Origin of the sequence: Micromonospora terminaliae, assembly GCF_009671205.1 — a bacterium.
In the GTDB taxonomy this organism is placed as follows: Bacteria; Actinomycetota; Actinomycetes; order Mycobacteriales; family Micromonosporaceae; genus Micromonospora; species Micromonospora terminaliae.
On sequence record NZ_CP045309.1, the window covers coordinates 6,181,286 to 6,201,255 of the forward strand.

22 protein-coding genes are annotated in these 19,970 nt (G+C 73.6%); 10 read left to right on the forward strand and 12 right to left on the reverse strand.

Going from position 1 to position 19,970, the window contains the following annotated elements; translation table 11 throughout:
* Positions 1-10: 10 nt before the first annotated feature.
* On the forward strand, positions 11-433 hold the full coding sequence (locus tag GCE86_RS28755; RefSeq protein WP_154229802.1) for a twin-arginine translocase TatA/TatE family subunit: 423 nt from the start codon (positions 11-13) through the stop codon (positions 431-433).
* 66 nt (positions 434-499) lie between these two features.
* On the opposite strand, the gene GCE86_RS28760 is transcribed toward GCE86_RS28755, so the two are convergent.
* The 3 genes from GCE86_RS28760 to GCE86_RS28770 form a co-directional block, all read right to left on the reverse strand.
* Positions 500-1,645, reverse strand: coding sequence for a P-loop NTPase (locus GCE86_RS28760; RefSeq protein ID WP_154229803.1), 1,146 nt, complete (start codon positions 1,643-1,645; stop codon positions 500-502).
* A gap of 170 nt (positions 1,646-1,815) precedes the next feature.
* Positions 1,816-2,424, reverse strand: a complete 609-nt coding sequence (locus tag GCE86_RS28765) for a DUF1003 domain-containing protein (RefSeq protein WP_091260787.1) — start codon at positions 2,422-2,424, stop codon at positions 1,816-1,818.
* Complete coding sequence (locus GCE86_RS28770) at positions 2,417-3,703, reverse strand: magnesium transporter MgtE N-terminal domain-containing protein (protein ID WP_154229804.1); 1,287 nt, start codon at positions 3,701-3,703, stop codon at positions 2,417-2,419. Before GCE86_RS28770 ends, GCE86_RS28765 begins: the two co-directional genes overlap by 8 nt.
* 33 nt (positions 3,704-3,736) lie before the next feature.
* Here GCE86_RS28770 and GCE86_RS28775 point away from each other — a divergent pair, with 33 nt between their 5' ends.
* Together GCE86_RS28775 and GCE86_RS28780 are read left to right on the forward strand one after the other, a co-directional pair.
* On the forward strand, positions 3,737-4,606 hold the full coding sequence (locus tag GCE86_RS28775) for a PhzF family phenazine biosynthesis protein (RefSeq protein ID WP_154229805.1): 870 nt from the start codon (positions 3,737-3,739) through the stop codon (positions 4,604-4,606).
* Positions 4,607-4,662: 56 nt separating this feature from the next.
* Positions 4,663-5,193: a hypothetical protein gene (locus GCE86_RS28780; protein ID WP_204341676.1), complete on the forward strand. Its 531-nt coding sequence runs from the start codon at positions 4,663-4,665 to the stop codon at positions 5,191-5,193.
* Positions 5,194-5,211: 18 nt separating this feature from the next.
* Here the strand turns inward: GCE86_RS28780 and GCE86_RS28785 are convergent, their stop codons facing one another.
* Entirely contained in the window at positions 5,212-5,907 is a 696-nt protein-coding gene (locus tag GCE86_RS28785) for an HAD family hydrolase (protein WP_154229807.1), read from the reverse strand.
* A gap of 95 nt (positions 5,908-6,002) precedes the next feature.
* Here GCE86_RS28785 and GCE86_RS28790 point away from each other — a divergent pair, with 95 nt between their 5' ends.
* Positions 6,003-6,968 carry a DMT family transporter gene (locus tag GCE86_RS28790; RefSeq protein ID WP_204341677.1) on the forward strand — a complete coding sequence of 322 codons (966 nt, stop codon included), beginning with the start codon at positions 6,003-6,005 and terminating at the stop codon, positions 6,966-6,968.
* 54 nt (positions 6,969-7,022) lie between these two features.
* Positions 7,023-9,176, forward strand: coding sequence for an APC family permease (locus GCE86_RS28795; RefSeq protein WP_154229809.1), 2,154 nt, complete (start codon positions 7,023-7,025; stop codon positions 9,174-9,176).
* A gap of 3 nt (positions 9,177-9,179) precedes the next feature.
* On the opposite strand, the gene GCE86_RS28800 is transcribed toward GCE86_RS28795, so the two are convergent.
* Entirely contained in the window at positions 9,180-9,470 is a 291-nt protein-coding gene (locus GCE86_RS28800; protein WP_154229810.1) for a hypothetical protein, read from the reverse strand.
* Positions 9,471-9,519: 49 nt separating this feature from the next.
* Positions 9,520-10,344, reverse strand: a complete 825-nt coding sequence (locus GCE86_RS28805) for an SDR family NAD(P)-dependent oxidoreductase (RefSeq protein WP_154229811.1) — start codon at positions 10,342-10,344, stop codon at positions 9,520-9,522.
* 126 nt (positions 10,345-10,470) lie between these two features.
* Here GCE86_RS28805 and GCE86_RS28810 point away from each other — a divergent pair, with 126 nt between their 5' ends.
* Complete coding sequence (locus GCE86_RS28810; protein ID WP_154229812.1) at positions 10,471-11,427, forward strand: HpcH/HpaI aldolase/citrate lyase family protein; 957 nt, start codon at positions 10,471-10,473, stop codon at positions 11,425-11,427.
* A gap of 58 nt (positions 11,428-11,485) precedes the next feature.
* Here GCE86_RS28810 and GCE86_RS28815 read toward each other — a convergent pair whose 3' ends face one another.
* The gene (locus GCE86_RS28815) at positions 11,486-12,019 is read right to left on the reverse strand and encodes a DUF4190 domain-containing protein (RefSeq protein ID WP_154229813.1); all 534 of its coding nucleotides are present in this window, start codon (positions 12,017-12,019) and stop codon (positions 11,486-11,488) included.
* Between the two features lie 114 nt (positions 12,020-12,133).
* Between GCE86_RS28815 and GCE86_RS28820 the strand changes: the two genes are divergently transcribed.
* Positions 12,134-13,024 (forward strand): SDR family NAD(P)-dependent oxidoreductase, encoded by an 891-nt coding sequence (locus tag GCE86_RS28820; RefSeq protein WP_154229814.1) that lies wholly within the window; start codon positions 12,134-12,136, stop codon positions 13,022-13,024.
* Positions 13,025-13,027: 3 nt separating this feature from the next.
* Here GCE86_RS28820 and GCE86_RS28825 read toward each other — a convergent pair whose 3' ends face one another.
* Positions 13,028-13,486 (reverse strand): DUF4190 domain-containing protein, encoded by a 459-nt coding sequence (locus tag GCE86_RS28825; RefSeq protein ID WP_154229815.1) that lies wholly within the window; start codon positions 13,484-13,486, stop codon positions 13,028-13,030.
* A gap of 181 nt (positions 13,487-13,667) precedes the next feature.
* Here GCE86_RS28825 and GCE86_RS28830 point away from each other — a divergent pair, with 181 nt between their 5' ends.
* Entirely contained in the window at positions 13,668-14,864 is a 1,197-nt protein-coding gene (locus GCE86_RS28830) for an acyl-CoA dehydrogenase family protein (protein WP_154229816.1), read from the forward strand.
* Between the two features lie 11 nt (positions 14,865-14,875).
* Here the strand turns inward: GCE86_RS28830 and GCE86_RS28835 are convergent, their stop codons facing one another.
* Positions 14,876-15,538 (reverse strand): hypothetical protein, encoded by a 663-nt coding sequence (locus GCE86_RS28835; protein WP_154229817.1) that lies wholly within the window; start codon positions 15,536-15,538, stop codon positions 14,876-14,878.
* A gap of 90 nt (positions 15,539-15,628) precedes the next feature.
* Between GCE86_RS28835 and GCE86_RS28840 the strand changes: the two genes are divergently transcribed.
* Positions 15,629-16,216 carry a TetR/AcrR family transcriptional regulator gene (locus tag GCE86_RS28840; RefSeq protein ID WP_154229818.1) on the forward strand — a complete coding sequence of 196 codons (588 nt, stop codon included), beginning with the start codon at positions 15,629-15,631 and terminating at the stop codon, positions 16,214-16,216.
* Between the two features lie 10 nt (positions 16,217-16,226).
* Here the strand turns inward: GCE86_RS28840 and GCE86_RS28845 are convergent, their stop codons facing one another.
* Genes GCE86_RS28845 through GCE86_RS28855 form a run of 3 tightly spaced genes read right to left on the reverse strand, consistent with a single transcriptional unit; the run spans position 16,227 to position 19,502 of the window.
* A complete protein-coding gene (locus GCE86_RS28845; protein WP_154229819.1) occupies positions 16,227-16,634 on the reverse strand; it encodes a CoA-binding protein in 408 nt (135 codons plus the stop codon).
* A 49-nt stretch (positions 16,635-16,683) separates the two neighbouring features.
* A complete protein-coding gene (locus GCE86_RS28850; protein WP_154229820.1) occupies positions 16,684-17,430 on the reverse strand; it encodes a hypothetical protein in 747 nt (248 codons plus the stop codon).
* A gap of 23 nt (positions 17,431-17,453) precedes the next feature.
* Positions 17,454-19,502 (reverse strand): intein-containing Rv2578c family radical SAM protein, encoded by a 2,049-nt coding sequence (locus tag GCE86_RS28855; RefSeq protein WP_338106332.1) that lies wholly within the window; start codon positions 19,500-19,502, stop codon positions 17,454-17,456.
* 83 nt (positions 19,503-19,585) lie between these two features.
* Between GCE86_RS28855 and GCE86_RS28860 the strand changes: the two genes are divergently transcribed.
* Positions 19,586-19,966, forward strand: coding sequence for a thiol-disulfide oxidoreductase DCC family protein (locus GCE86_RS28860; protein WP_154229821.1), 381 nt, complete (start codon positions 19,586-19,588; stop codon positions 19,964-19,966).
* Positions 19,967-19,970: the final 4 nt, after the last annotated feature.

Below are 19,970 nucleotides of genomic sequence, written 5' to 3' on the forward strand. Positions count from 1 at the left end.
GAGGCCGAGTGTGTTCGAGAACCTGAACTGGTGGGAGATCGGCGCCCTGCTGCTCCTGGCACTGCTGATCTTCGGGGACCGGCTGCCCACGGTGATCAACGACGGCCTCCGGATGGTCCGTAACCTGCGCAACATGGCGCGGAACGCCACCGGTGACCTGAGCCGCGAGCTGGGCACGGACATCCAGCTGGAGGACCTGCACCCGAAGGCGTTCATCCGGAAGCACCTGCTCAGCGAGGAGGACGAGCAGGCCCTCCGGAAGCCGCTGCAGAGCATGTACGACAACCTGCGTTCGGACGTCACCGGCGTGCACGACGACCTGAAGGACGTGGCCAAGGCGGCCGACCTGCGGACCAACGGCACCCGCCCGGCCACCGCCACGGGCGGGTCCCCGGCCCCGGCTCCGCGCCCCTCCTACGACGACGCCACCTGAGCCCCACGAACCGAGCGACCCTCCCCGGCCAGGGCCGGAGAGGGTCGTCGGCTGAGCGTTCCGGGGTCAGCGACCGGAGGGCTTGAGCCCCAGGGGCTTGCCGAGCAGGGATTCGCGGCGCACCGCGAGGCGGTCGGCGACCTGCGCCAGCGCGCGGGCGGCCGGGGCGTCCGGCTGGGCCAGCACGATCGGGGTGCCGGCGTCGCCGCCCTCGCGCACCCGGGTGTCCATGGGGATCTGCCCGAGCACCGGCACCTGCGCGCCGATGGTCCGGGTCAGCGACTCGGCGACGGCCGCGCCGCCCCCGGCCCCGAAGACCTCCATGCGGGAGCCGTCCGGCAGCTCCAGCCAGGACATGTTCTCGATCACACCGACCACCCGCTGGTGGGTCTGCAGCGCGATGGCGCCGGCCCGCTCGGCCACCTCGGCGGCGGCCGCCTGCGGGGTGGTGACGACCAGGATCTCGGCGTTCGGCAGGAGCTGGGCCACCGAGATCGCGATGTCGCCGGTGCCCGGGGGCAGGTCGAGCAGGAGGACGTCCAGGTCACCCCAGTAGACGTCGGCGAGGAACTGCTGCAGGGCCCGGTGCAGCATCGGGCCGCGCCAGACGACGGCCGCGTTGCCCGGGGTGAACATGCCGATCGAGATGACCTTCACGCCGTGCGACTGCGGCGGCATGATCATGTCCTCGACCCGGGTGGGCGCGCCGTCGGCGCCGAGCATCCGGGGCACCGAGTGGCCGTAGATGTCGGCGTCCACCACGCCGACCGAGAGGCCGCGGGCGGCCAGCGCGGCGGCCAGGTTGACCGTGACGCTGGACTTGCCGACGCCACCCTTGCCGCTGGCGACCGCGTAGACCCGGGTGCGGGAGCCGGGCTGGGCGAACGGGATGACCGGCTCGGTGCCGCCCCCGCCGCGCAGCTTGGACTGGAGCTCCTGGCGCTGCTCGGGGCTCATCACGCCGAACTCGATCTCGACGCCGGTCACGCCGGGCACCGCCCCGACGGCGGCGGTGATGTCGGTACGCAGCTTGTCCTTCAGCGGGCAGCCGGCCACGGTGAGCAGCAGCTCGACCCGGACCACGCCGTCGTCGCCGACCGCGGCGGAACGGACCATGCCCAGCTCGGTGATCGGCCGACGGATCTCCGGGTCGTTGACGGTGGCCAGGGCGGCCTGGATCGCGTCGGAGATGGTGCTGACGGGTGCTGACATGTCCGCAATGCTACGTCGGCGGTCATCGGCGTCCGCCGCTGGCGGTGGCCGGTGTGAGCGAATCGATGGCCGCCCGAGGGGTGGACGGGCCATGCCGCGAAGTGGGACGATCGAGGCGAACGCCGCTCGCCTGGCCCCTTGAGGCGCGCGGCGTTCAATACGTTCCGGGCTCAGCCGTCGAAGCGCCCGTCGTGGGCGAAGTCCCCGTCGAGGTCGTCGCGGGGCTCGTCGAGCGGCTCCCCGCCGGCCTGCCGGCGGGCCTCCCGCTCCTGCTGGCGGCGCTCCAGCTTCCGCCGCCGCTCGGCCGCCTCGTCCAGCTCCTCGGCCAGCCGGGCCAGCTCGGAGCGCAGGAAGTCCCGGGTCGCCACCTCGCCCAGCGCGATGCGCAGCGCGGCGATCTCCCGGGCCAGGTACTCCGTGTCGGCCTTCTGCATGGTGGCCCGCCGCCGGTCCTCCTCCAGCGCGATCCGGTCCCGGTCGGCCTGCCGGTTCTGCGCGAGCAGGATCAGCGGGGCCGCGTAGGAGGCCTGCAGGGACAGCACCAGGGTCAGGAACGTGAAGGTGTACGGGTCGAAGCGCAGGTTCTCCGGCGCCAGGGTGTTCCAGGCGAACCAGGCGGCGATCACCAGCGTCATGTAGACGATGAAGTTCGCCGTGCCCATGCCCCGGGCGATGCCCTCCGACCAGCGGCCGAAGGTCTCCGCGTCGATCCGGGGCAGCCGGAGGCCCCGGGGCGCGCGCGGCTGGTCCAGCCGCTCGGTGCGTCGCTGGTCAGCCATTGCCGCCGTCCAGGGTCTCCTCGTCGGCGGCGGGCGCGGCGGCCATGGCGTCCCGGTCCCGCCAGTCCCGGGGCAGCGAGTGGTCGAGCACGTCGTCCACGGTCACCGCGCCGACCAGCCGCATGGACCGGTCGACCACCGGCATGGCGACCAGGTCGTACGTGGCCATCCGGCGGGTGATCTCGGGCAACGGGGTGGTCGGCCGCAGCGGGTCGATGTCGTTGACGACGATCCCGCCGAGCAGGTCGGCCGGTGGCTCCCGGAGCAGCGCCTGGAAGTGCACCATGCCCAGGTAGCGCCCGGTCGGCGTGGTGAGCGGGGCGCGGGTGACGAAGATCTGCGCGGCCACGGCGGGGGAGAGCTGCGGCTCGCGGATGCGGGCCAGCGCCTCGGCCACCGTGGCGTCCGGCGGCAGGATCACCGGCTCGGAGGTCATCACGCTGCCGGCGGTGCCGGAGGCGTAGCGCAGCAGCTGGCGGACCGGGGTGGCCTCGTCCGGCTCCATGAGGTCGAGCAGCACGTCCTGTTCCGGCGGGGGCAGCTCGTTGAGCAGGTCGGCCGCGTCGTCCGGGTCCATCTCCTCCAGCACGTCCGCGGCACGTTCCCGGTCCAGCGCGGCCAGGATCTCCACCTGGTCGTGCTCGGGCAGCTCGCCCAGCACGTCGGCGAGGCGCTCGTCGTCCAGCGCGGCGGCCACCTCGTTGCGGCGGGCGTCGGGCAGGTCCTGCAGGGCGTTGGCCAGGTCGGCCGGGCGCATGTCCTCCAGCACGGCGAGCAGGTTGGCCGTACCCCGGTTGTCGGCGATGCCGCCGAGGCCGCGCACCCGGTCCCACTCCACCTGGTGCAGGTGGCCGCGGCGGGCGAGCCGGCTGGTCTGCTCGCGGACGGCGACCCGGGTCAGCGCCCACTCGCCGCCGCGGCTGCGCTCCATGGCCACGTCGACCACCGAGCCGGCCTGCCCGGTGTCCAGCTGGACCCGCCGGTCCAGCAGCTCCTGGAGCACCAGCAGCTCGTTGGGGCGCTTCTCGAACCGGCGCAGGTTGAGCGTGCCGCTGCCGAGCACCACGGCGTCCGGGTCGATGGAGGTGATCCGGTTGATGGAGAGGAAGATGCGCCGCCGCATCGGCATCTCGGCGACCAGCCCCACCACCTCCGGCGGGCGTTGGGTCGGCCGCACCCGGGCGACGGCGTCCCGGATCCGGCCCACCTGGTCGCCGTTCGGGTCGAAGACGGCGACTCCGGCGAGTCGAGCGATGTAGACCCGGTTCGGCGTGCTCACGGGCACCAGCCTAAGGGCCTAGTGTTTATCAACATGTCGACCTTGGCCTACGAGATCGTGGACGTCTTCACCGATCGCCCGTTCGCCGGCAACCCGCTGGCCGTGGTGTTCGGTGCGGAGGGGCTCGCCACCGAGCAGATGCAGGCGCTCGCGCTGGAGTTCAACCTGTCCGAGACGGTGTTCGTGCTTCCGCCCACGCAGGTCGGCGCGACGTACCGGGCGCGGATCTTCACCCCGGCCGAGGAGTTGCCGTTCGCCGGGCACCCCAGTGTGGGCGCCGCGGTGACCGCGAGCCGGCGCGGCCTGTTCGATGTGGGCAGGGTCACCCAGGAGTGCGGCGCCGGCGTGCTGCCCGTCGAGGTCACCCCGACCGGCGCGACGCTCACCGGCGGCACCCCGACCCTGGGACCCGAGCTGGACCCGGAGCCGCTGCTGGAGATGGCCGGCCTCACCGCCGCGGACCACGCCGGCCCGGCGCCCCGGGTCGCCGGCTGCGGCCTGGAGTTCCCCTATCTTCCGGTACGCCCCGACGCGGTGGCCCGCGCCAAGGTGAACGCGGCGGCGGCGGAGCGGTACGGCGTGGAGCACGTCAGCGTCTTCTCCTGGGACGCCGGCACGCAAACCGCGCACGCCCGGGTCTTCGTGCCGGGCCTCGGGGTGCCGGAGGACCCGGCGACCGGCTCGGCCGCCCTGGGCCTGGGCGTGTGGCTGGTGGCCAGCGGGCTGCTGCCCGGCGAGGGCCGCTCCGAGTACGCGGTCCGGCAGGGCATCGAGATCAACCGGCCGTCCGCGCTCGCCTGCACGGTGACCGCGGCCGGTGGGGTGGCGGTGGGCGCGACCGTCGCCGGCCACGTGATGCCGGTGGCCCGGGGCGAGATCGCCGTCCCGCCCTTCGTGGGCTGAGGTGGCCGGTCGCGGCGCGGTAGCGTGCCGCTGAGGACGTCCCCGGCCGGGCCGGGATGCGGGAGGATGCCGGAGTGAGCGACGAGGTCGAGCGGGCCGCCACACCGCTCGTGGACGAGGCCGTGAAGAAGGCGGCCGTCTGCTGGGTCAGCGTCGACGGCGGCCCGGCGTACGGCCTCTGGTGCCTGCCGCTGGACGGCGCGCTGCTGGTGGTGAGCGGCCCGGGTGAGCAGTCCGCCCCCGGGCTGGCCGACGCGGGCGCGGCCGAGGTGACCCTGCGCGGCGACCACGGCGGCCGGATCGTCACCTGGCCGGCCCGGGTCACCCGCCTGCGGCCCGGCAGCGAGGAGTGGGAGACCGCCGCGCCGCTGGTCGCCGCGAAGCGGCTGAACGCCCCCGGCCCCTCCGCCGACCTGGTGGCCCGCTGGGCGGCCGAGGGCTGCGCCCTCACCCGGCTGAGCCCGGCGGCCGGCGCCGTGGCCGGCGCCGACCTGCCGGCCGGCTCGCTGGCCGAGCAGCCCCGGGAGACGCCGGTGGTCCGGGCCACCCGCAAGCCGTTCCGGCTGCACCGGGTCCGCCGCCGCTGAGCCGCCGCGCCCGGCCGGTCATCCCACGGCGACCGGTTCGAGCAGGTCGAGCACCTCGGTGAGCGAGGTCAGCACCGGGCCGTGCCAGCCGTGGTCGGCGTTGAAGACCATGTGACCGGCCAGGTCCGGTGCGGCCAGCCGCACCGCTGTCATGCCGGCCCGCTCGGCGCCGGTGAGCTCCTGGCTGCCGCCGTCGCCGACGTAGAGGCAGTCGGCCGGCGTGAGGTCGAGCCGGTGGCAGGCGGCCAGGTAGAGCGCCGGGTCGGGTTTGCAGCGCCCGACCTGCACCGAGAAGATCCGCACGTCGAGCAGTGGCGCGACCGCCAGTTGCGGCAGGAACGCCGGCAGCTCGTGGGTGCAGTCGCTGATGAGGCCGGTGCGCACACCCTGCCGGCGCAGCGCGGCCAGCACCGGCACCGCCTCGGCGCGCAGCCGGGTGTCGGCGCGTACGGCCCGGTGCCGGGAGGCGACGGCGGCGCGTACCGCCTCGTCGGAGGGGTGCACGCCGGCCTGCCCGCAGACCCAGCGCAGCGTCGCCTCGGCATTGCCGAACCGCCCGCTGGCCCGCTGGTAGTAGCTGCGGTCGAGGACGTCGATGAGGGTGTCGACCGAGCAACCGAGCAGCTCGGCGATGGTGCGGTGCGCGGACCCGCGCTGGACGCAGCGGGTCAGCGTGCCGAAGAAGTCGAACAGCACCGCCTGGAACCTGGGCATGGGGAAACGCCTCCGGACGTCGAGGGGGGATCGCCGGGACGCGCATGATCGTAACGGAGTGATGACGGTCCGTGGTGCCGGGCGGCGTGTGAGTATTGCTCTCCGTGTCCCACCCTCCGCACCGCCCGCCGCTCGACGCGCTGACCGTCGGTGCGCTCGCGCTGGCCGTCACGGCCGTCTCGTCCTCCGCGCCGCTGGTCGCGTTCGCCGCCGCGCCGGCCCTCGCCATCGCCTTCTGGCGCAACGTGCTCTCGCTGGCCGTCCTCGGCCCGGTCTCGCTGACCCGGCGGCGGGCGGAGTTCCGGGCGCTGACCGTCGGCGCGGGCCGGCGGGAGGGGCTCTACTGCGTACTCTCCGGGGTGGCGCTCGCCGCCCACTTCGCCACCTGGATGCCGAGCGCGCAGCTCACCTCGGTGGCCGCGGCCACCGCGCTGGGCGCCACCCAGCCGGTGTGGCAGGGGCTGATCGCCCGCTGGCAGGGACGACGGCTGCCCACGGCGGTCTGGGCCGGCATCGCGGTGGCCGTGCTCGGCGCGGTGCTCGCCACCGGCGCCGACTTCGGCGTCTCCGGCCGGGCGTTCGCCGGTGACCTGCTGGCCGTCGCGGGCGGCATGTTCGCCGCGGTCTACACGGCCTTCGGCGAGCGCGCCCGCGCCAGCATCAGCACCACGACCTACACCACCATCTGCTACGGGGTCTGCGGCGCGATCCTGCTGGTCGTGTGCCTGCTCGGTGGGGTACGCCTGCACGGCTACGACGGCGGGACCTGGCTGGCGATCCTCGGCCTCGTGGCCGGCGCCCAACTGCTCGGCCACTCGATGTTCAACTACGCCCTGCACCGCGTCTCGGCCACCACGATCAGCGTGCTGATCCTGCTGGAGGCGCCCGGCGCGGCACTGATCGCCGGGGTCTGGCTCGGGCAGTTCCCCCGCCCGCTCGCCCTGCCGGGACTGGCGCTGCTGCTGGCCGGTGTCGCCGTCGTCATCCTGGGCGGGGCCCGGGCCGGCCGCCGCACCGAACCGGTCGCGGTGCCCGCCGACCCCGCACCGCTGACCGACTGACCCGCTTTCCCGGAAAGTGCTGCCTGCCGGACCAGTTTCCGTGACAGTGCGGGGGTGGGGGCGGCAGCGAAGGGTGGCGACGAGGCCGAGCGGGGGACGGTCGTCACCCCGTCGGCCGAGTTCCCGCCGCTCGGCCGGGAGGAGCGGGCGGCCCTGGGCCGGATCGGGGAACGCTGGCGGGAGCCGCGCCGCCCGGACGACCTGCCCGTCGACCCGACACTCGGCCGCAGCGGCCGGCCGCCGCAGCCCACCCGGTTCGGCCGGCTGGCACCGATCGAGATGTTCACCGTCGAGGAGCCGGACGAACTGGTCGCCAGCGGTCCGGCCCACCTGCCCGGCTCGCGGGCCGGGCGGCTGCTCAGCCGTGCGCGACGGGCGCTGTTCGGCCCGCCGATCTCCAGCGCCTCGGTGCTCTACGAGCGGATGCGCAAGCTGGTCGCCCTGCCCGTGCTCTCCTCCGACCTGCTCAGCTCGGTGGCGTACGGGCCGGAGGCGATGCTGGGCGTACTGGTGCTGGCCGGCGGCTCGGCGCTCGGGCTCTCCCTGCCGCTGGCCGGCCTGCTGGTGGTGCTGATGATCGCGGTCGGAGTGTCCTACCGGCAGACCATTCCGGCGTACCCGCACGGGGCCGGTTCGTACATCGTGGCCGGCGACAACCTCGGACCTACCGCGGGGCTGGCGGCGGCGGCCGGTCTGATGCTCGACTACGTGCTGACCGTGTCGGTGTCGGTGGCGGCCGGGGTCGGTGCGGTCACCTCGGCGCTGCCGGGGCTCGCCCCGCTCACGGTGCCGCTCGGGGTGCTGGTGATCGCCGTGCTGCTGGCCGGCAACCTGCGGGGCGTGCGCACCGCGGGAAACCTCTTCGTGCTCCCCACGTACGCCTTCGTGGTCGCGGTCCTCGCGCTGCTGGTGGTCGGCTACGCGCGGGCGGCGGGCCGGGGCTTCGCACCGGTGTCACCGCCGCCGGTGCCGGCCGCCGAAGGCCTCGGCCTGCTGCTGGTGCTGCGCGCGTTCTCCTCCGGCGCGGTGTCGATGACCGGCATCGAGGCGGTGTCGAACGCGGTCCCCGCCTTCCGGCCGACCGAGTGGCGCAACGCCCGCACCACGCTGGGCTGGATGGTCGCCATGCTGGTCACGCTCTTCGCCGGCCTGGTCGGGCTGATCCATCTGGCCGGCCTGGTCCCGCGGCCGGGCGAGACGCTGCTCTCCCAGTTGGGCCGGGTGACCTTCCCGACCGGCCCCTGGTACGTGCTCCTCCAGGCCACCACCGCGCTGATCCTGCTGCTGGCCGCGAACACCGCGTTCAACGACTTCCCCCGCCTGCTCTTCTTCATGGCGCGGGACGGCCACGCCCCCCGCCGCTTCCTGCACATGGGCGACCGCCTGGCGTTCAGCAACGGCCTGGTCGCGCTGTCCCTCGCCGCAGGGCTGATCTTCGTCGCCTTCCGCGGCACCACCGCGTCGCTGATCCCGCTCTACGCCGTCGGTGTCTTCCTCGCCTTCACCCTGTCCCAGGCCGGCATGGTGGTGCACTGGCGGCGGCGCCGCGGGCGGGGCTGGCGCCGGCGCCTGGCGGTCAACGCCGTCGGCGCGACCCTGTCCGGGCTGGTCCTGCTGACCGCCGCGGTGTCGAAGTTCGCCGAGGGCGCCTGGGTGGTGGTGGTCGCCGTGCCGCTGCTGGTGCTGCTGTTCCGGCGGATCCACCGCCACTACGCCACGCTGAACGAGGCGCTGGCGCTGCACCCGCCGGCCACCGCGCCCGGGCCCGCCGGGTCCGCCGAGGGCGAGGAGCTGCCCCAGGAGGTACGCCACCTGGTCGTCGTGCCGGTGGCCCGGCTGAACCGGGCGTCGCTGCGTGCCCTGGCGTACGCGGCGTCGCTGGGCCAGCCGACGCTGGCCGTGCACATCGCACCGGAGGAGGTCGAGGCGGACCGGTTCCGCGAACAGTGGCAGGCCTGGGGTGACCACCTGCGGCTGGAGACCATCGTGTCGCCGTACCGGGCGGTGATCGGGCCGCTCGCGCACTACCTGGAGGCGCTGCGCAGCACCCGGCCCGAGCTGACGCTGACGGTGATCGTGCCGGAGGTGGTGCTCCGCCGCCGCTGGCACCGCCCGCTGCACAGCCGCGCCGAGCAGCGGCTCCGCGCCGCCCTGCGGGCGCTGCCCGGCGTGGTGGTCACCAGCGTCCCGGTCCACCTCGCCGAGTGACGCTCAGACGTCGTGGACGTCGAGGACCCGGGTGGTCGGGGCCGCGGCGCCCAGTGCGGACCGCAGCGCGACCCGCTCCGGGTCGACCAGGAAGGCGTCGTAGCCGGCCCGCGCCGCGAACCGGATCACGTGCACCTCGGTCGTCCCGTCCCCGGTGCGCAGCCGGCGCTCCAGCCGCCCGCCGTGCCGCCCGAGCAGGGCGAGCACCGCGTCCTCGTAGCGCCGTCCGGCCTCGGGATCGGCGCCCAGGTCGACCAGGGCGACCAGCAGGGGCGCTTCCGCGTGTTCGGTCATGCGGCGGAGTATGGCAGCGACCCGCCCGGTGAAGGGCCCCGGAAACGGCTCAGGCGTCGAGCCCGACGGCCTTGGCGCTGGCGGTCCAGAGCCGGGCCGCGAGAGCGGGGTCGGCCGCCTTGGGCAGCGGCCGGCGGAGCCGCCGGTCGGCGTAGTAGCCGCCGGTGACCAGCCGGGCCGGATCCTGGTTGGTCAGCCAGACCAGCGTCTCCGCACCCTTCTCGGGGCTGCGGAACGGCAGCAGCCGCATGCCGAGGGCGACCAGCCGGCTGTCGTTGCCGAACCGGGTCCGCACCACGCCCGGGTGGAACGAGTGCGCCGGGATCTCCGGCCAGCGCCGCGCCGCCTCGGCGGTGAACAGGATGTTCGCCTGCTTGCTGGTGCCGTACGCGCGCATCGGCCGGTAGCGGCGCAGCGCGGCGTTGAGGTCGTCCGGGTCCAGCACGCCGCTGCGGTGCGCGCCCGAGGCGGTCACCACCATCCGACCGACCCGGTCCCGCAGCAGGTTGCTGAGCAGGAACGGCGCGAGGTGGTTGGCCTGCATGCTCAGCTCGAAACCGTCGACCGTGGTGACCGGCTGGAGCACGATCGCCCCGGCGTTGTTGGCCAGCACGTCGATCCGGTCGTACGCGGCGCGCAGCCGCTCGGCGAGCCCGCGTACGTCGTCCAGCACCGCGAAGTCGGCGCGGAACAGTTCGGGCTGCTCGCCACAGCACTCGCGTACCCGCTCCCCGGCGGCGCGCAGCCGGGCCGGATCGCGTCCCACGAGTACCACCCGGTCGCCCCGGCGCGCCAGGTCGACCGCGGCGGCCAGGCCGATGCCCGAGCTGGCGCCGGTCACCACCACGGTCCGCCGCTCAGTGAGATCTTCCACAGGTCCATTCACCCCGGTCACGGCACGAGGTTACCGTGGCGTCACAACGCCCTTTGGGATCGTTAAGTTCTCGTCTTTCACCTGGTGGCGTCGGCGTGCCCGCCGGACGCTGGAAGGAGCGCACCCATGGCCGCAGTCGGTCGCCCCCGCCGGTCCTGCCTCGCGGTACCCGGCTCCAGCGTCAAGATGCTCGGCAAGGCCCAGGGCCTTCCCGCCGACCAGGTCTTCCTCGACCTGGAGGACGCGGTCGCCCCGCTGGCCAAGCCGGACGCCCGCAAGAACATCGTCGCCGCGCTGAACGAGGGCGACTGGGCGGGCAAGACCCGGGTGGTCCGGGTGAACGACCTGACCACGCCGTGGACCTACCGGGACGTCATCGAGGTGGTCGAGGGCGCGGGGGCCAACCTGGACTGCATCATGCTGCCCAAGGTGCAGAACGCCGAGCAGGTCCACTGGCTGGACCTGCTGCTGACCCAGATCGAGAAGACGCTCGGCCTGGAGGTGGGCCGGATCGGCATCGAGGCGCAGATCGAGAACGCTGCCGGCCTGGTCAACGTCGACGCCATCGCGGCCGCCTCGCCCCGGGTCGAGACGATCATCTTCGGCCCGGCCGACTTCATGGCCTCGATCAACATGAAGTCGCTGGTGGTCGGCGCGCTGATCCCGGACTACCCGGGCGACCCCTACCACTACATCCTCATGCGGATCCTGATGGCCGCCCGGATGCACGACAAGCAGGCCATCGACGGCCCGTTCCTGCAGATCCGGGACGTGGACGCGTTCCGCGAGGTGGCGAAGCGCTCGGCGGCGCTGGGCTTCGACGGCAAGTGGGTGCTGCACCCGGGCCAGATCGACGCGGCGAACGAGGTCTACTCCCCGGCCCAGGCCGACTACGACCACGCCGAGCTCATCCTCGACGCCTACGACTTCTACACGTCCGAGGCGGGCGGGAAGCTCGGCGCCGTGATGCTCGGCGACGAGATGATCGACGAGGCGTCCCGCAAGATGGCGCTGGTGATCGCGGCCAAGGGCCGGGCCGCCGGGATGAGCCGCACCTCGTCGTTCACCCCGCCGTCGGAGTGACCGCCGGCCGCTGACCGCGACGGGCCGCCCCGGCCGACCGGGGCGGCCCGTCCGCGTCTCAGTAGGTGCTGGAGCTGTCCGAGTTGATGGCGATGACGATCATCACGACGTAGAAGATGATCAGGAGCACCAGCAGGGCGGTGAGGATCCAGCCCACGATGATGGCCGCCTTGGCCATGCCCTCGCCCTGCTCGCCGGTCTGCCGGATCTGCTTGCGGGCGACGTGGCCCATGATCGCGCCGACCGGCGCGGTGATGCAGGAGGTGAAGCCGACCAGCGAGAGCACCAGCGCCACGATGGCCAGGGTGTTCGTCTTGCTGGACGGGGGCGCGTAGCCGGGGTACGCGGGCGCGTGGCCCGCCGCGGCGTAGGGGTCGCCGGGCGGCGGGTAGCCGGGCACGGCGTACGGGGTGGCGGGCGGCGGGTAGCCGGGTGCGGCGTACGGGTCGACGGGCGCGTAGGGGTCCGCCGACGTCGGCTGGGTCGGGATGGGGTTGCCGGCCATCGGCAGCGTCGGATCGACCGGCGGGCTCGACTGTGGCCCGGCCCCCGACGGGTCGTGCCAACCACCGGGTGGTGGGGGATAGCTCATCAGATCATCTCCATGGACGTGGTGCGGTCAGGGTAGCCACCACCGGGCAAGTCGCAGGTACCCCTTTCCGGGTGCCGCGTTGCCCGGAACGTCCACAGCGGGCAGGATCGCGGCATGGCACTTGACGCGCGCGGTGGTCGGTCGCGACGGGACGTCAGCCGGCCGGGCCTGGTGCGCCGGCCGCGCGGCGGCGCCCCGGCCGGCTCCGCCGACCAGGACCAGCCGGCGCCGCTCGCCGAGCCGACCACGATGCGCCTGGACGGCCGGGTCGCGTTGGTCACCGGCGCGGGGAGTGCGGACGGCATCGGGTACGCGACCGCGCGCCGCCTGGCCGACCTCGGCGCGCGGGTGGCCATCGTCTCCACCACGCGGCGCATCCACGACCGGGCCGGCGAGCTGGGCGTGACCGGCTTCGTCGCCGATCTCACTGACGAGTCCGAGGTGGGCGCGCTCGCCGACGCGGTGGCCGAGCAGCTCGGTGACGTCGAGGTGCTGGTCAACAACGCGGGCCTGGCCAGCCGGGCCAGCCCGGAGGTGCTGCGGCCGGTGGCCCAGCTGACCTACGACGAGTGGCGCGGCGAGATCGACCGCAACCTCACCACGGGCTTCCTGTGCAGCCGCGCGTTCATCGGCGGGATGGCCGAGCGGGGCTGGGGGCGGATCGTCAACCTGGCGGCCACCGCCGGGCCGGTCAACGCGCTGCCCACCGAGGCCGCCTACGCGGTCGCGAAGGCCGGCGTGGTCGGGCTGACCCGGGCGCTGGCCATGGAGATGATCGCCGACGGGGTGACCGTGAACGCGGTGGCGCCGGGCATCATCCACACGGCGGCGTCCACGATGGTCGAGATCAAGCAGGGCCTCGGCACCCCGGTCGGCCGCCCCGGCACACCCGACGAGGTGGCCGCGGCGATCGCCTTCCTGTGCTCGCCGGCCGCCTCCTACATCACCGGGCAGATGCTGGTGGTCGACGGCGGCAACAGCGTGCGGGAGGCCGAGTTCCGCTGACGGTCAGTAGGTGCTGCCGTTGTCCGAGTTCGCCCAGAAGGCCAGGCCGATCCAGCCGCAGCAGATCAGCAGGCCGAGTGCGGTGAAGACGTAGCTGAGGATGAGCCCCCAGGTGGCGAGCTGGTCGCCCTCCTCGCCGGTCTGCCGGATCTGCCGCTTGGCCAGGTGGCCGCAGACGATGCCGGCCGGGGCGAAGACGAAGGCGAAGACCAGCGACAGGATGGCGAGCACGTTCGGCCCGCCGCCGCGCGGCTGCGGTGCGGGGCCGGGTGGCCCGTACTGCCCGTACGGGGGTTGCGGGGCGTAGGGCGGCTGGGCGCCTCCGGGCGGCTGGTGCCCCCAGTGCGGCTGCTGTTGCGGCTGCCCGTACGGCTGCTGCTGCGGCTCCCCGTACGGCTGGCCGTAGGCCGGCGGCTCGTACGGCGACGGTGGCTGCTCGGGCTCACCGGGTGGTTGGCTCACGTCCCTCCCCGCCCTCTCGTCGCAGGTCGACGGCCCTCTCTCTTGCGGACGCTACCCGCAGCGGTGAACCTTTTCACAGCGGTTGTGTGGACTGGTCACCTTGGCTCCGCGGGTCCCGGGGCCGATACTGACCCAGCGTTCAGTTACCCACGAGTAATGCGCCGATCCCCCGGAGGCTGAGATGGCTCGACTCGCCCAGACGCCCGGCCTGACCGACGTGCAGCGGTCGATCCTGGAAACGGTCCGGGAGTTCGCCGACAAGGAGATCATCCCGCACGCCCAGCGGCTGGAGCACGCCGACGAGTACCCCACCGACATCCTCGACGGGATGCGCGAGATGGGGCTGTTCGGCCTCACCATCGACGAGGAGTACGGCGGTCTCGGCGAGTCCCTGCTGACCTACGCCCTCGTGGTCGAGGAGCTGTCCCGGGGCTGGATGTCGATCTCCGGCATCGTCAACACCCACTTCATCGTGGCGTACCTGATCTCGCAGCACGGCTCGGCCGACCAGAAGGCCCGGCTGCTGCCCCGGATGGCCACCGGCGAGGTGCGCGGCGCCTTCTCGATGTCGGAGCCCGAGTGCGGCTCGGACGTCTCGGCCATCAAGTCGAAGGCCGTCCGCGACGGCGACAACTACGTGCTCAACGGCCAGAAGATGTGGCTGACCAACGGCGCGTACTCCTCGGTGGTCGCCACCCTCGTGAAGACCGACACCGGGGCCGACTCGGTGTACGGCAACATGAGCACCTTCCTGCTGGAGAAGGAGCCGGGCTTCGGCGAGACCGCCCCCGGCCTGACCATCCCCGGCAAGATCGACAAGATGGGCTACAAGGGCGTCGAGACCACCGAGATGGTGCTCGACGGCGTCACCGTCCCCGCCTCGGCCGTCCTCGGCGGCGAGGAGAAGGTCGGTCGCGGCTTCTACCAGATGATGGACGGCATCGAGGTCGGCCGGGTCAACGTGGCCGCCCGCGCGTGCGGCATCTCGATCCGCGCCTTCGAGCTGGCCGTCGCGTACGCCCAGCAGCGCCGCACCTTCGGCCAGCCCCTCGCGAAGCACCAGGCCGTCGCGTTCAAGCTCGCCGAGATGGGCACGAAGATCGAGGCGGCCCACGCCCTCATGGTCAACGCGGCCCGGCTCAAGGACGCCGGCCAGCGCAACGACGTCGAGGCCGGGATGGCCAAGCTGCTCGCCTCGGAATACTGCGCCGAGGTCGTCCAGGAGGCGTTCCGCATCCACGGTGGCTACGGCTACTCGAAGGAGTACGAGATCGAGCGGCTGATGCGGGAGGCCCCGTTCCTGCTCATCGGCGAGGGCACCTCGGAGATCCAGAAGACCATCATCAGCCGTGGCCTGCTGAAGGAGTACAAGCTCTGAGCTCGCGTCGGTCATGAACCCGGCGGCCGCCCCCCGGGTGCCTCGGTCACCGGGAGGTGCCGGCGGGCCCGGGTCACCAGGGCCTTCGGGTCGTCGGCGTACAGCCGGATCTCCCGTACCGGTTCGCTCGGGCCCTTCGGCAGGCGCACCGACAGCGGTTCCCGCAGCACCACGTCGACCGCGGTCTGGCTGCCGACGCCGAGGTTGAGCACGGTCGGGTCGTCCGGGTCGTACTGCACCGCGCGGCTGGACGGCAGCGACCGGTAGCGCGCCTCCACCCGGGCGACGGCGGACCACGGGATCAGCACGTCGATCGAGATGCCGTTGCGGATGCGCAGGCCGGCGTCGCCGACGACGTGCGGGTGGAGCCGGAGGCTGGCGAACAGCCCGAACATCCACAGCACGCCCCAGACGCCGAGCCCGATGAAGGCGTGCCGGACCGTCGGCCAGCCGACGGTGTGCCGGAGGATCAGGTCGAGAACCGGGATCTCGATGACGGACAGCGCGATGAACACGCCGAGGATCGGCTGCACCACCCCGACGTAGCGGAACGTCTCGGCGCCCGGTGCCACCGGATAGGGCCGCCGCAGGACCCACCGGGCGAGGCTGCGCCACATGCCCCACTCGTAGACGACCGCACGGCGGGCCAGCCGGACCACGTCGATCTGTGCCATACCCAGCCCACCCTTCTTTTGCATTGCAGTTGCAACGTAAACGCTCGGGGCCGGCGTGTCAATGCAGTCGCATTGTGAAAGCATGGGGGGATGCCGAAGCGGGTCGACCACCGGGAACGCCGGGCGCTCATCGCGGACGCCCTCATGCGGGTCGCGGCCGAGCAGGGCCTGGAGGCGGTCAGCCTCCGGCACGTGGCCGCCGCGGCCGGGGTCAGCGCCGGAATGGTGCAGCACTACTTCCGCACCCGCGACGAGATGATGACCTTCGCGCTCGCCGTGGTCCGCGAACGCAACGAGGCCCGGGTCACCCGGGCGGTCGAGGCGCTCGGCGCGACGCCGGCACCGCGCACGCTGCTGCGGACCATGCTGGCCGCACTGCTGCCCCTCGACGAGGAACGCCGTGCCGACGGCCGGGTCGCGCTGGCGTTCCTGGCCTACACGGCCGTACGCCCCGCCGTCGCCGCCGCGCTGCACGACGAGACGGCCGCCCTGCTGGGCTTCGTCGCCGCCCAGATCCGCGCCGGTTCCGGCGAGCGGGTCGACGCGGAGCGGGCCGCGGTCGGGTTGCTGGCCGTGCTGGAAGGGCTCGGCATCTACCTGCTCGGCGGGCACTACCCGCCGGAGACCGCGCTGGCCGCCCTCGACACCCAGCTCGACCTGCTCTTCGGCCCCGCCTGAGGTCTCGGGGTCAGCCCAGTCGGGTCAGGCCCCCGGCCGCGCGCTCGATGATGAGGCAGCGGTCCTCGACGTAGTCGATCCCGGCCTCCTCGGCGATCCGCCGCGCCTCGTCCGAGAAGATCCCGAGCTGCAGCCAGACCGCCGGCGCGCCGATCGCCACCGCCTGCCGGACCACCTCGACGGCGTCCCGGGCCGGGCGGAACACGTCGACCAGGTCGACCGGGTGCGGGATGTCGGCCAGCGACGGGTACGCCTTCTCGCCGAACAGCTCGTCCACGGTCGGATTCACCGGGATGATCCGCCAGCCGTGCCGCTGCATCTCCAGCGGCACGCGGTGCGCGGCCTTGCCCGGGTCGCGGGACGCGCCCACGACGGCGATCACGGCGGAGTCGGCGAGGATCTGCTGGGCGGAACGCATTCCACGAGCCTAGCCCGGCCGACCCCCGGCGACCCCGGAGTGTCGCTCGTCAGGCTGTGCCCTGAGCGACCGCGGTGAGGGCGTGCCGGAGTCGGGTGTACTCCTCCGGGGTGCCGATGGCCGCCCGATGCTGTGGGTGAGTGGCGTAGTGCTGGATGGCGACGGCCAGGAGCGCCGGGGCGACGGTCAGCTCCCGGACCGCCACGAAGACGCCTGGTCGTGGTCCCCGGCCGGCCCGGCGTACCAGGTCCGGCCGGACGATCGGCAGGCGCAGGTAGCGGCCGGACGCGCCCGGCCCGACCGGCAGTTCCCCGCCGAGTGCCTCCCACGGCACGACCGCCAGCGGACGCGGCGCGCCGTAGGTGACGCCCGCCGCGGTCAGCGCGACGAACGGCAACCGCCGCCAGTGGCCGGCTGCGATCGCGAGACAGAGCACCGCGTACACGGTGACCAGCGTCCACCGCAGTGGGTCGTCGCCGGCCCGGTGCGCGCTGTCGACCGCCATGAACACGAGCCAGCCGCAGAGGATCGGCGGGAAGGTGAGGGCCCGGTTCGGTGGCGAGAAGAAGGCCCGGGCGGTCTCGTCGATCCGCAACTCGGCGGTGCCCGGCCGGCGCACCAGCTCCCTGATCGACAAGACGAGGAGAAGGACCGGCGGGACGAGGGTCAGCAGGCCGACGGCTCCGCCGGCCGCGTCCGCCCACCGGGAGAGCAGACCACCGCCGAACCCCACCGCCGGTGCGATCACGGCGGCTGTCCGGCGGCGGCGCAGCGCCCCAGCGATGATCTCCTGCACGGGCGGATCGTAGGCGGTCCCGGCTACAGCAGCGAGAGCTGTTCGGCCGCCGGGGCGGGCGGCGCCTCGGGCACCTGACGGTTGTCGCCGGGCTCGCCCCGGTGCAGCCCGTGCCGGCGGGCCGCCATCCGCACCCGCGCGGTCACCTCCCGCTGGTACGCCTGCGGGGCGTAGGACCCGGCCTGGTAGAGCCGGCGGTAGCGGGGGACCAGGTGCGGGTACTCGCGGGCCAGCCAGCGCGCGTACCACTCGCGGGCGCCGGGGCGCAGGTGCAGCGGCAGCGGGGTGACGCTGGTGGCGCCGGACGCGGCGATCGCGGCCACCGTCGCGTCGATCGACTCGTCGTCGTCGCTGAGCCCCGGCAGGATCGGCGCCATGAGCACCCCGACGGAGAACCCGGCGTCGGTGAGCCGGCGGACGGCGTCGAGGCGGCGACGCGGGCTCGGTGTGCCCGGCTCGACCGCCCGCCACAGCGCCTCGTCGACGAACCCCACGGAGTAGGACAGCCCGACCCGGGTCATCTCGGCGGCCTGGCGCAGCAGCGGCAGGTCCCGCAGCAGCAGCGTGCCCTTGGTCAGGATGGAGAACGGGTTGGCGAAGTCGCGCAGCGCCGCGAGGATCTGGGGCATGAGCGCGTAGCGTCCCTCGGCCCGCTGGTAGCAGTCCACGTTGGTGCCCATGGCGATGTGCGCGCCGCGCCACTTCGGGGCCGCCAGCTCACGGCGTACCAGCTCGCCGGCGTTGACCTTGACGATCACCCGGCGGTCGAAGTCGGCCCCGGCATCGAGGTCGAGGTAGGTGTGCGTGTTGCGGGCGAAGCAGTTGTGGCTGACCACCCCGTTGGCGATGAAGTCGCCGGTGCCGGTGGTGATGTCCCACAGCGGGAGCTCCAGCCCGAGATCCTCGATGCTCGCCACCCGCAGCCGGGCCCGGCACTTGAGCGCCGTGCCCTCGATCGAGCGCTTGCGGGTGACCGCCGGGTCGGTCAGGTGGAAGAAGCGCAGCCGCTCCGGCAGGCCGCCGGTCAGCCGGACCTGGCGGGCCCGGTTGACGTTGCCCGGGTCGTCGAGCGCCCAGCGGAAGCCGAACCGGTCGAGGGCTTCGGCCGCCCGGCGCAGGCTCTCGTCGTCGGTGACGCCGATCCGGAACACGCCCTGCCGGCAACTGCCCACGGCGTCGAAGCTGCCGGCGAGGAAACCCAGCCACCAGTCGTCCGTCGGCTCGTCGGCCGGGCTGACGAGCTCGGCGACCGCCTCGTCGTCACCGGGCCGGGCGGTGCGGATCGCGGTCGTCGACCGGCGGCCGGCCCGCACCGGCTGGCCGGGCATCCGTCCGGTGCCGATCCCGGCGTCGGCGAGGAACCGCTCCGCGCGCTCCAGCGCCTCGTCGTCGCCAGTGGCCAGCCGGAAGCGGCTGCCCGGGTGGTCGGCGTCCCGCACCAGCGCGCAGAGGTAGCCCCGCCGGTAGTCGGCCGAGCGCTTCGGGGCGGTGGCGAACGCGCCGGTGCCGAGCAGGCGGTTGCGGGTGGTCAGGTAGGGCCGCCGGTCGCCACCCCGCATGCTGCCGGTGACGTGCTTCCAGCCGCGCTCCGTGAGGAACCGGTGGTCGCCGCTGGCGACCAGCGTGGTGCCGTCCTCCAGGGTCACCCGGTAGGCCCGCTTCACCGTCGACCACTTGTCGCGCACGGTGGTGACCACGTAGTGCCGGTAGGCGCCCCGCCGCTCGGTGCCGTAGATCCGGTCGCCGACCTCCAGTTCACTGATCGGCTTCGTGCGGCCGTCGGCCATGAGGATCGGCGTGTCACCAGAGACGCAGTAAACGCAGGCATGGGAACAGCCCCGGTAGGGGTTGATCGTCCACTCGAACGGGACGCGGGACTGCCCCGGTACCCGGTTGATGATCGACTTGGCCCGCACCTCGTAGAAGGTCATGCCGGCGAAGCCCGGGGTGTCGAACGTGCGGGCGATGGCGCCGGGGAGCGCCAGCGGCAGGGGTGGAGCCGCTGGCGCTGCCCCGTCGGGAGTCCCCTCGTCCGGGGGAGCGGAGAGGTTGTCCCAGCGCATGTGCTTCATTCGAACACGCGTACGAACGAAGCGCAAGTGACCCGCCGAACACCGGGCACCGGAGCGGGGCGGGCGGGGTGCAGGATGGAGGCATGGAGACGTCGACCTTCGTCTACGACGGCGACTGCGCGTTCTGCACGCAGTGCGCACGGGTCATCGAGCGCTGGATCCCGACCGGGGCCCGGGTGCTGCCCTGGCAGTTCGCCGACCTCGACACGCTCGGCCTCACCGCCGCCGAGTGCGAGGAGGCGGTGCAGTGGGTCGGCGTGGACGGCGTACGCGCCGCGGGCCCGGACGCCATCGCCCGGCTGCTCGGCGACAGCAACCCGCTCTGGCGCGTCGCCGGGGCCGGTCTCCGATTCGCTCCGGTGCGCGCGGCGGCCTGGCCGGCGTACCGCTGGGTGGCCCGCAACCGCCACCGTCTGCCCGGCGGCACGGCGGCCTGCGCGGTGCCGTCCGCCGGGCGTGACTGACGCC

Coding starts and splice junctions, on each gene's coding strand:
- GCE86_RS28815 (WP_154229813.1), bottom strand. CDS start 12,019: ATGAGCTATCCCCCACCACCCGGTGGTTGGCACGACCCGTCGGGGGCC.
- GCE86_RS28835 (WP_154229817.1), bottom strand. CDS start 15,538: ATGGCACAGATCGACGTGGTCCGGCTGGCCCGCCGTGCGGTCGTCTAC.
- GCE86_RS28845 (WP_154229819.1), bottom strand. CDS start 16,634: ATGCGTTCCGCCCAGCAGATCCTCGCCGACTCCGCCGTGATCGCCGTC.
- GCE86_RS28760 (WP_154229803.1), bottom strand. CDS start 1,645: ATGTCAGCACCCGTCAGCACCATCTCCGACGCGATCCAGGCCGCCCTG.
- GCE86_RS28860 (WP_154229821.1), top strand. CDS start 19,586: ATGGAGACGTCGACCTTCGTCTACGACGGCGACTGCGCGTTCTGCACG.
- GCE86_RS28810 (WP_154229812.1), top strand. CDS start 10,471: ATGGCCGCAGTCGGTCGCCCCCGCCGGTCCTGCCTCGCGGTACCCGGC.
- GCE86_RS28855 (WP_338106332.1), bottom strand. CDS start 19,502: ATGAAGCACATGCGCTGGGACAACCTCTCCGCTCCCCCGGACGAGGGG.
- GCE86_RS28840 (WP_154229818.1), top strand. CDS start 15,629: ATGCCGAAGCGGGTCGACCACCGGGAACGCCGGGCGCTCATCGCGGAC.
- GCE86_RS28775 (WP_154229805.1), top strand. CDS start 3,737: ATGTCGACCTTGGCCTACGAGATCGTGGACGTCTTCACCGATCGCCCG.
- GCE86_RS28765 (WP_091260787.1), bottom strand. CDS start 2,424: ATGGCTGACCAGCGACGCACCGAGCGGCTGGACCAGCCGCGCGCGCCC.
- GCE86_RS28785 (WP_154229807.1), bottom strand. CDS start 5,907: ATGCCCAGGTTCCAGGCGGTGCTGTTCGACTTCTTCGGCACGCTGACC.
- GCE86_RS28830 (WP_154229816.1), top strand. CDS start 13,668: ATGGCTCGACTCGCCCAGACGCCCGGCCTGACCGACGTGCAGCGGTCG.
- GCE86_RS28780 (WP_204341676.1), top strand. CDS start 4,663: ATGCGGGAGGATGCCGGAGTGAGCGACGAGGTCGAGCGGGCCGCCACA.
- GCE86_RS28800 (WP_154229810.1), bottom strand. CDS start 9,470: ATGACCGAACACGCGGAAGCGCCCCTGCTGGTCGCCCTGGTCGACCTG.
- GCE86_RS28820 (WP_154229814.1), top strand. CDS start 12,134: ATGGCACTTGACGCGCGCGGTGGTCGGTCGCGACGGGACGTCAGCCGG.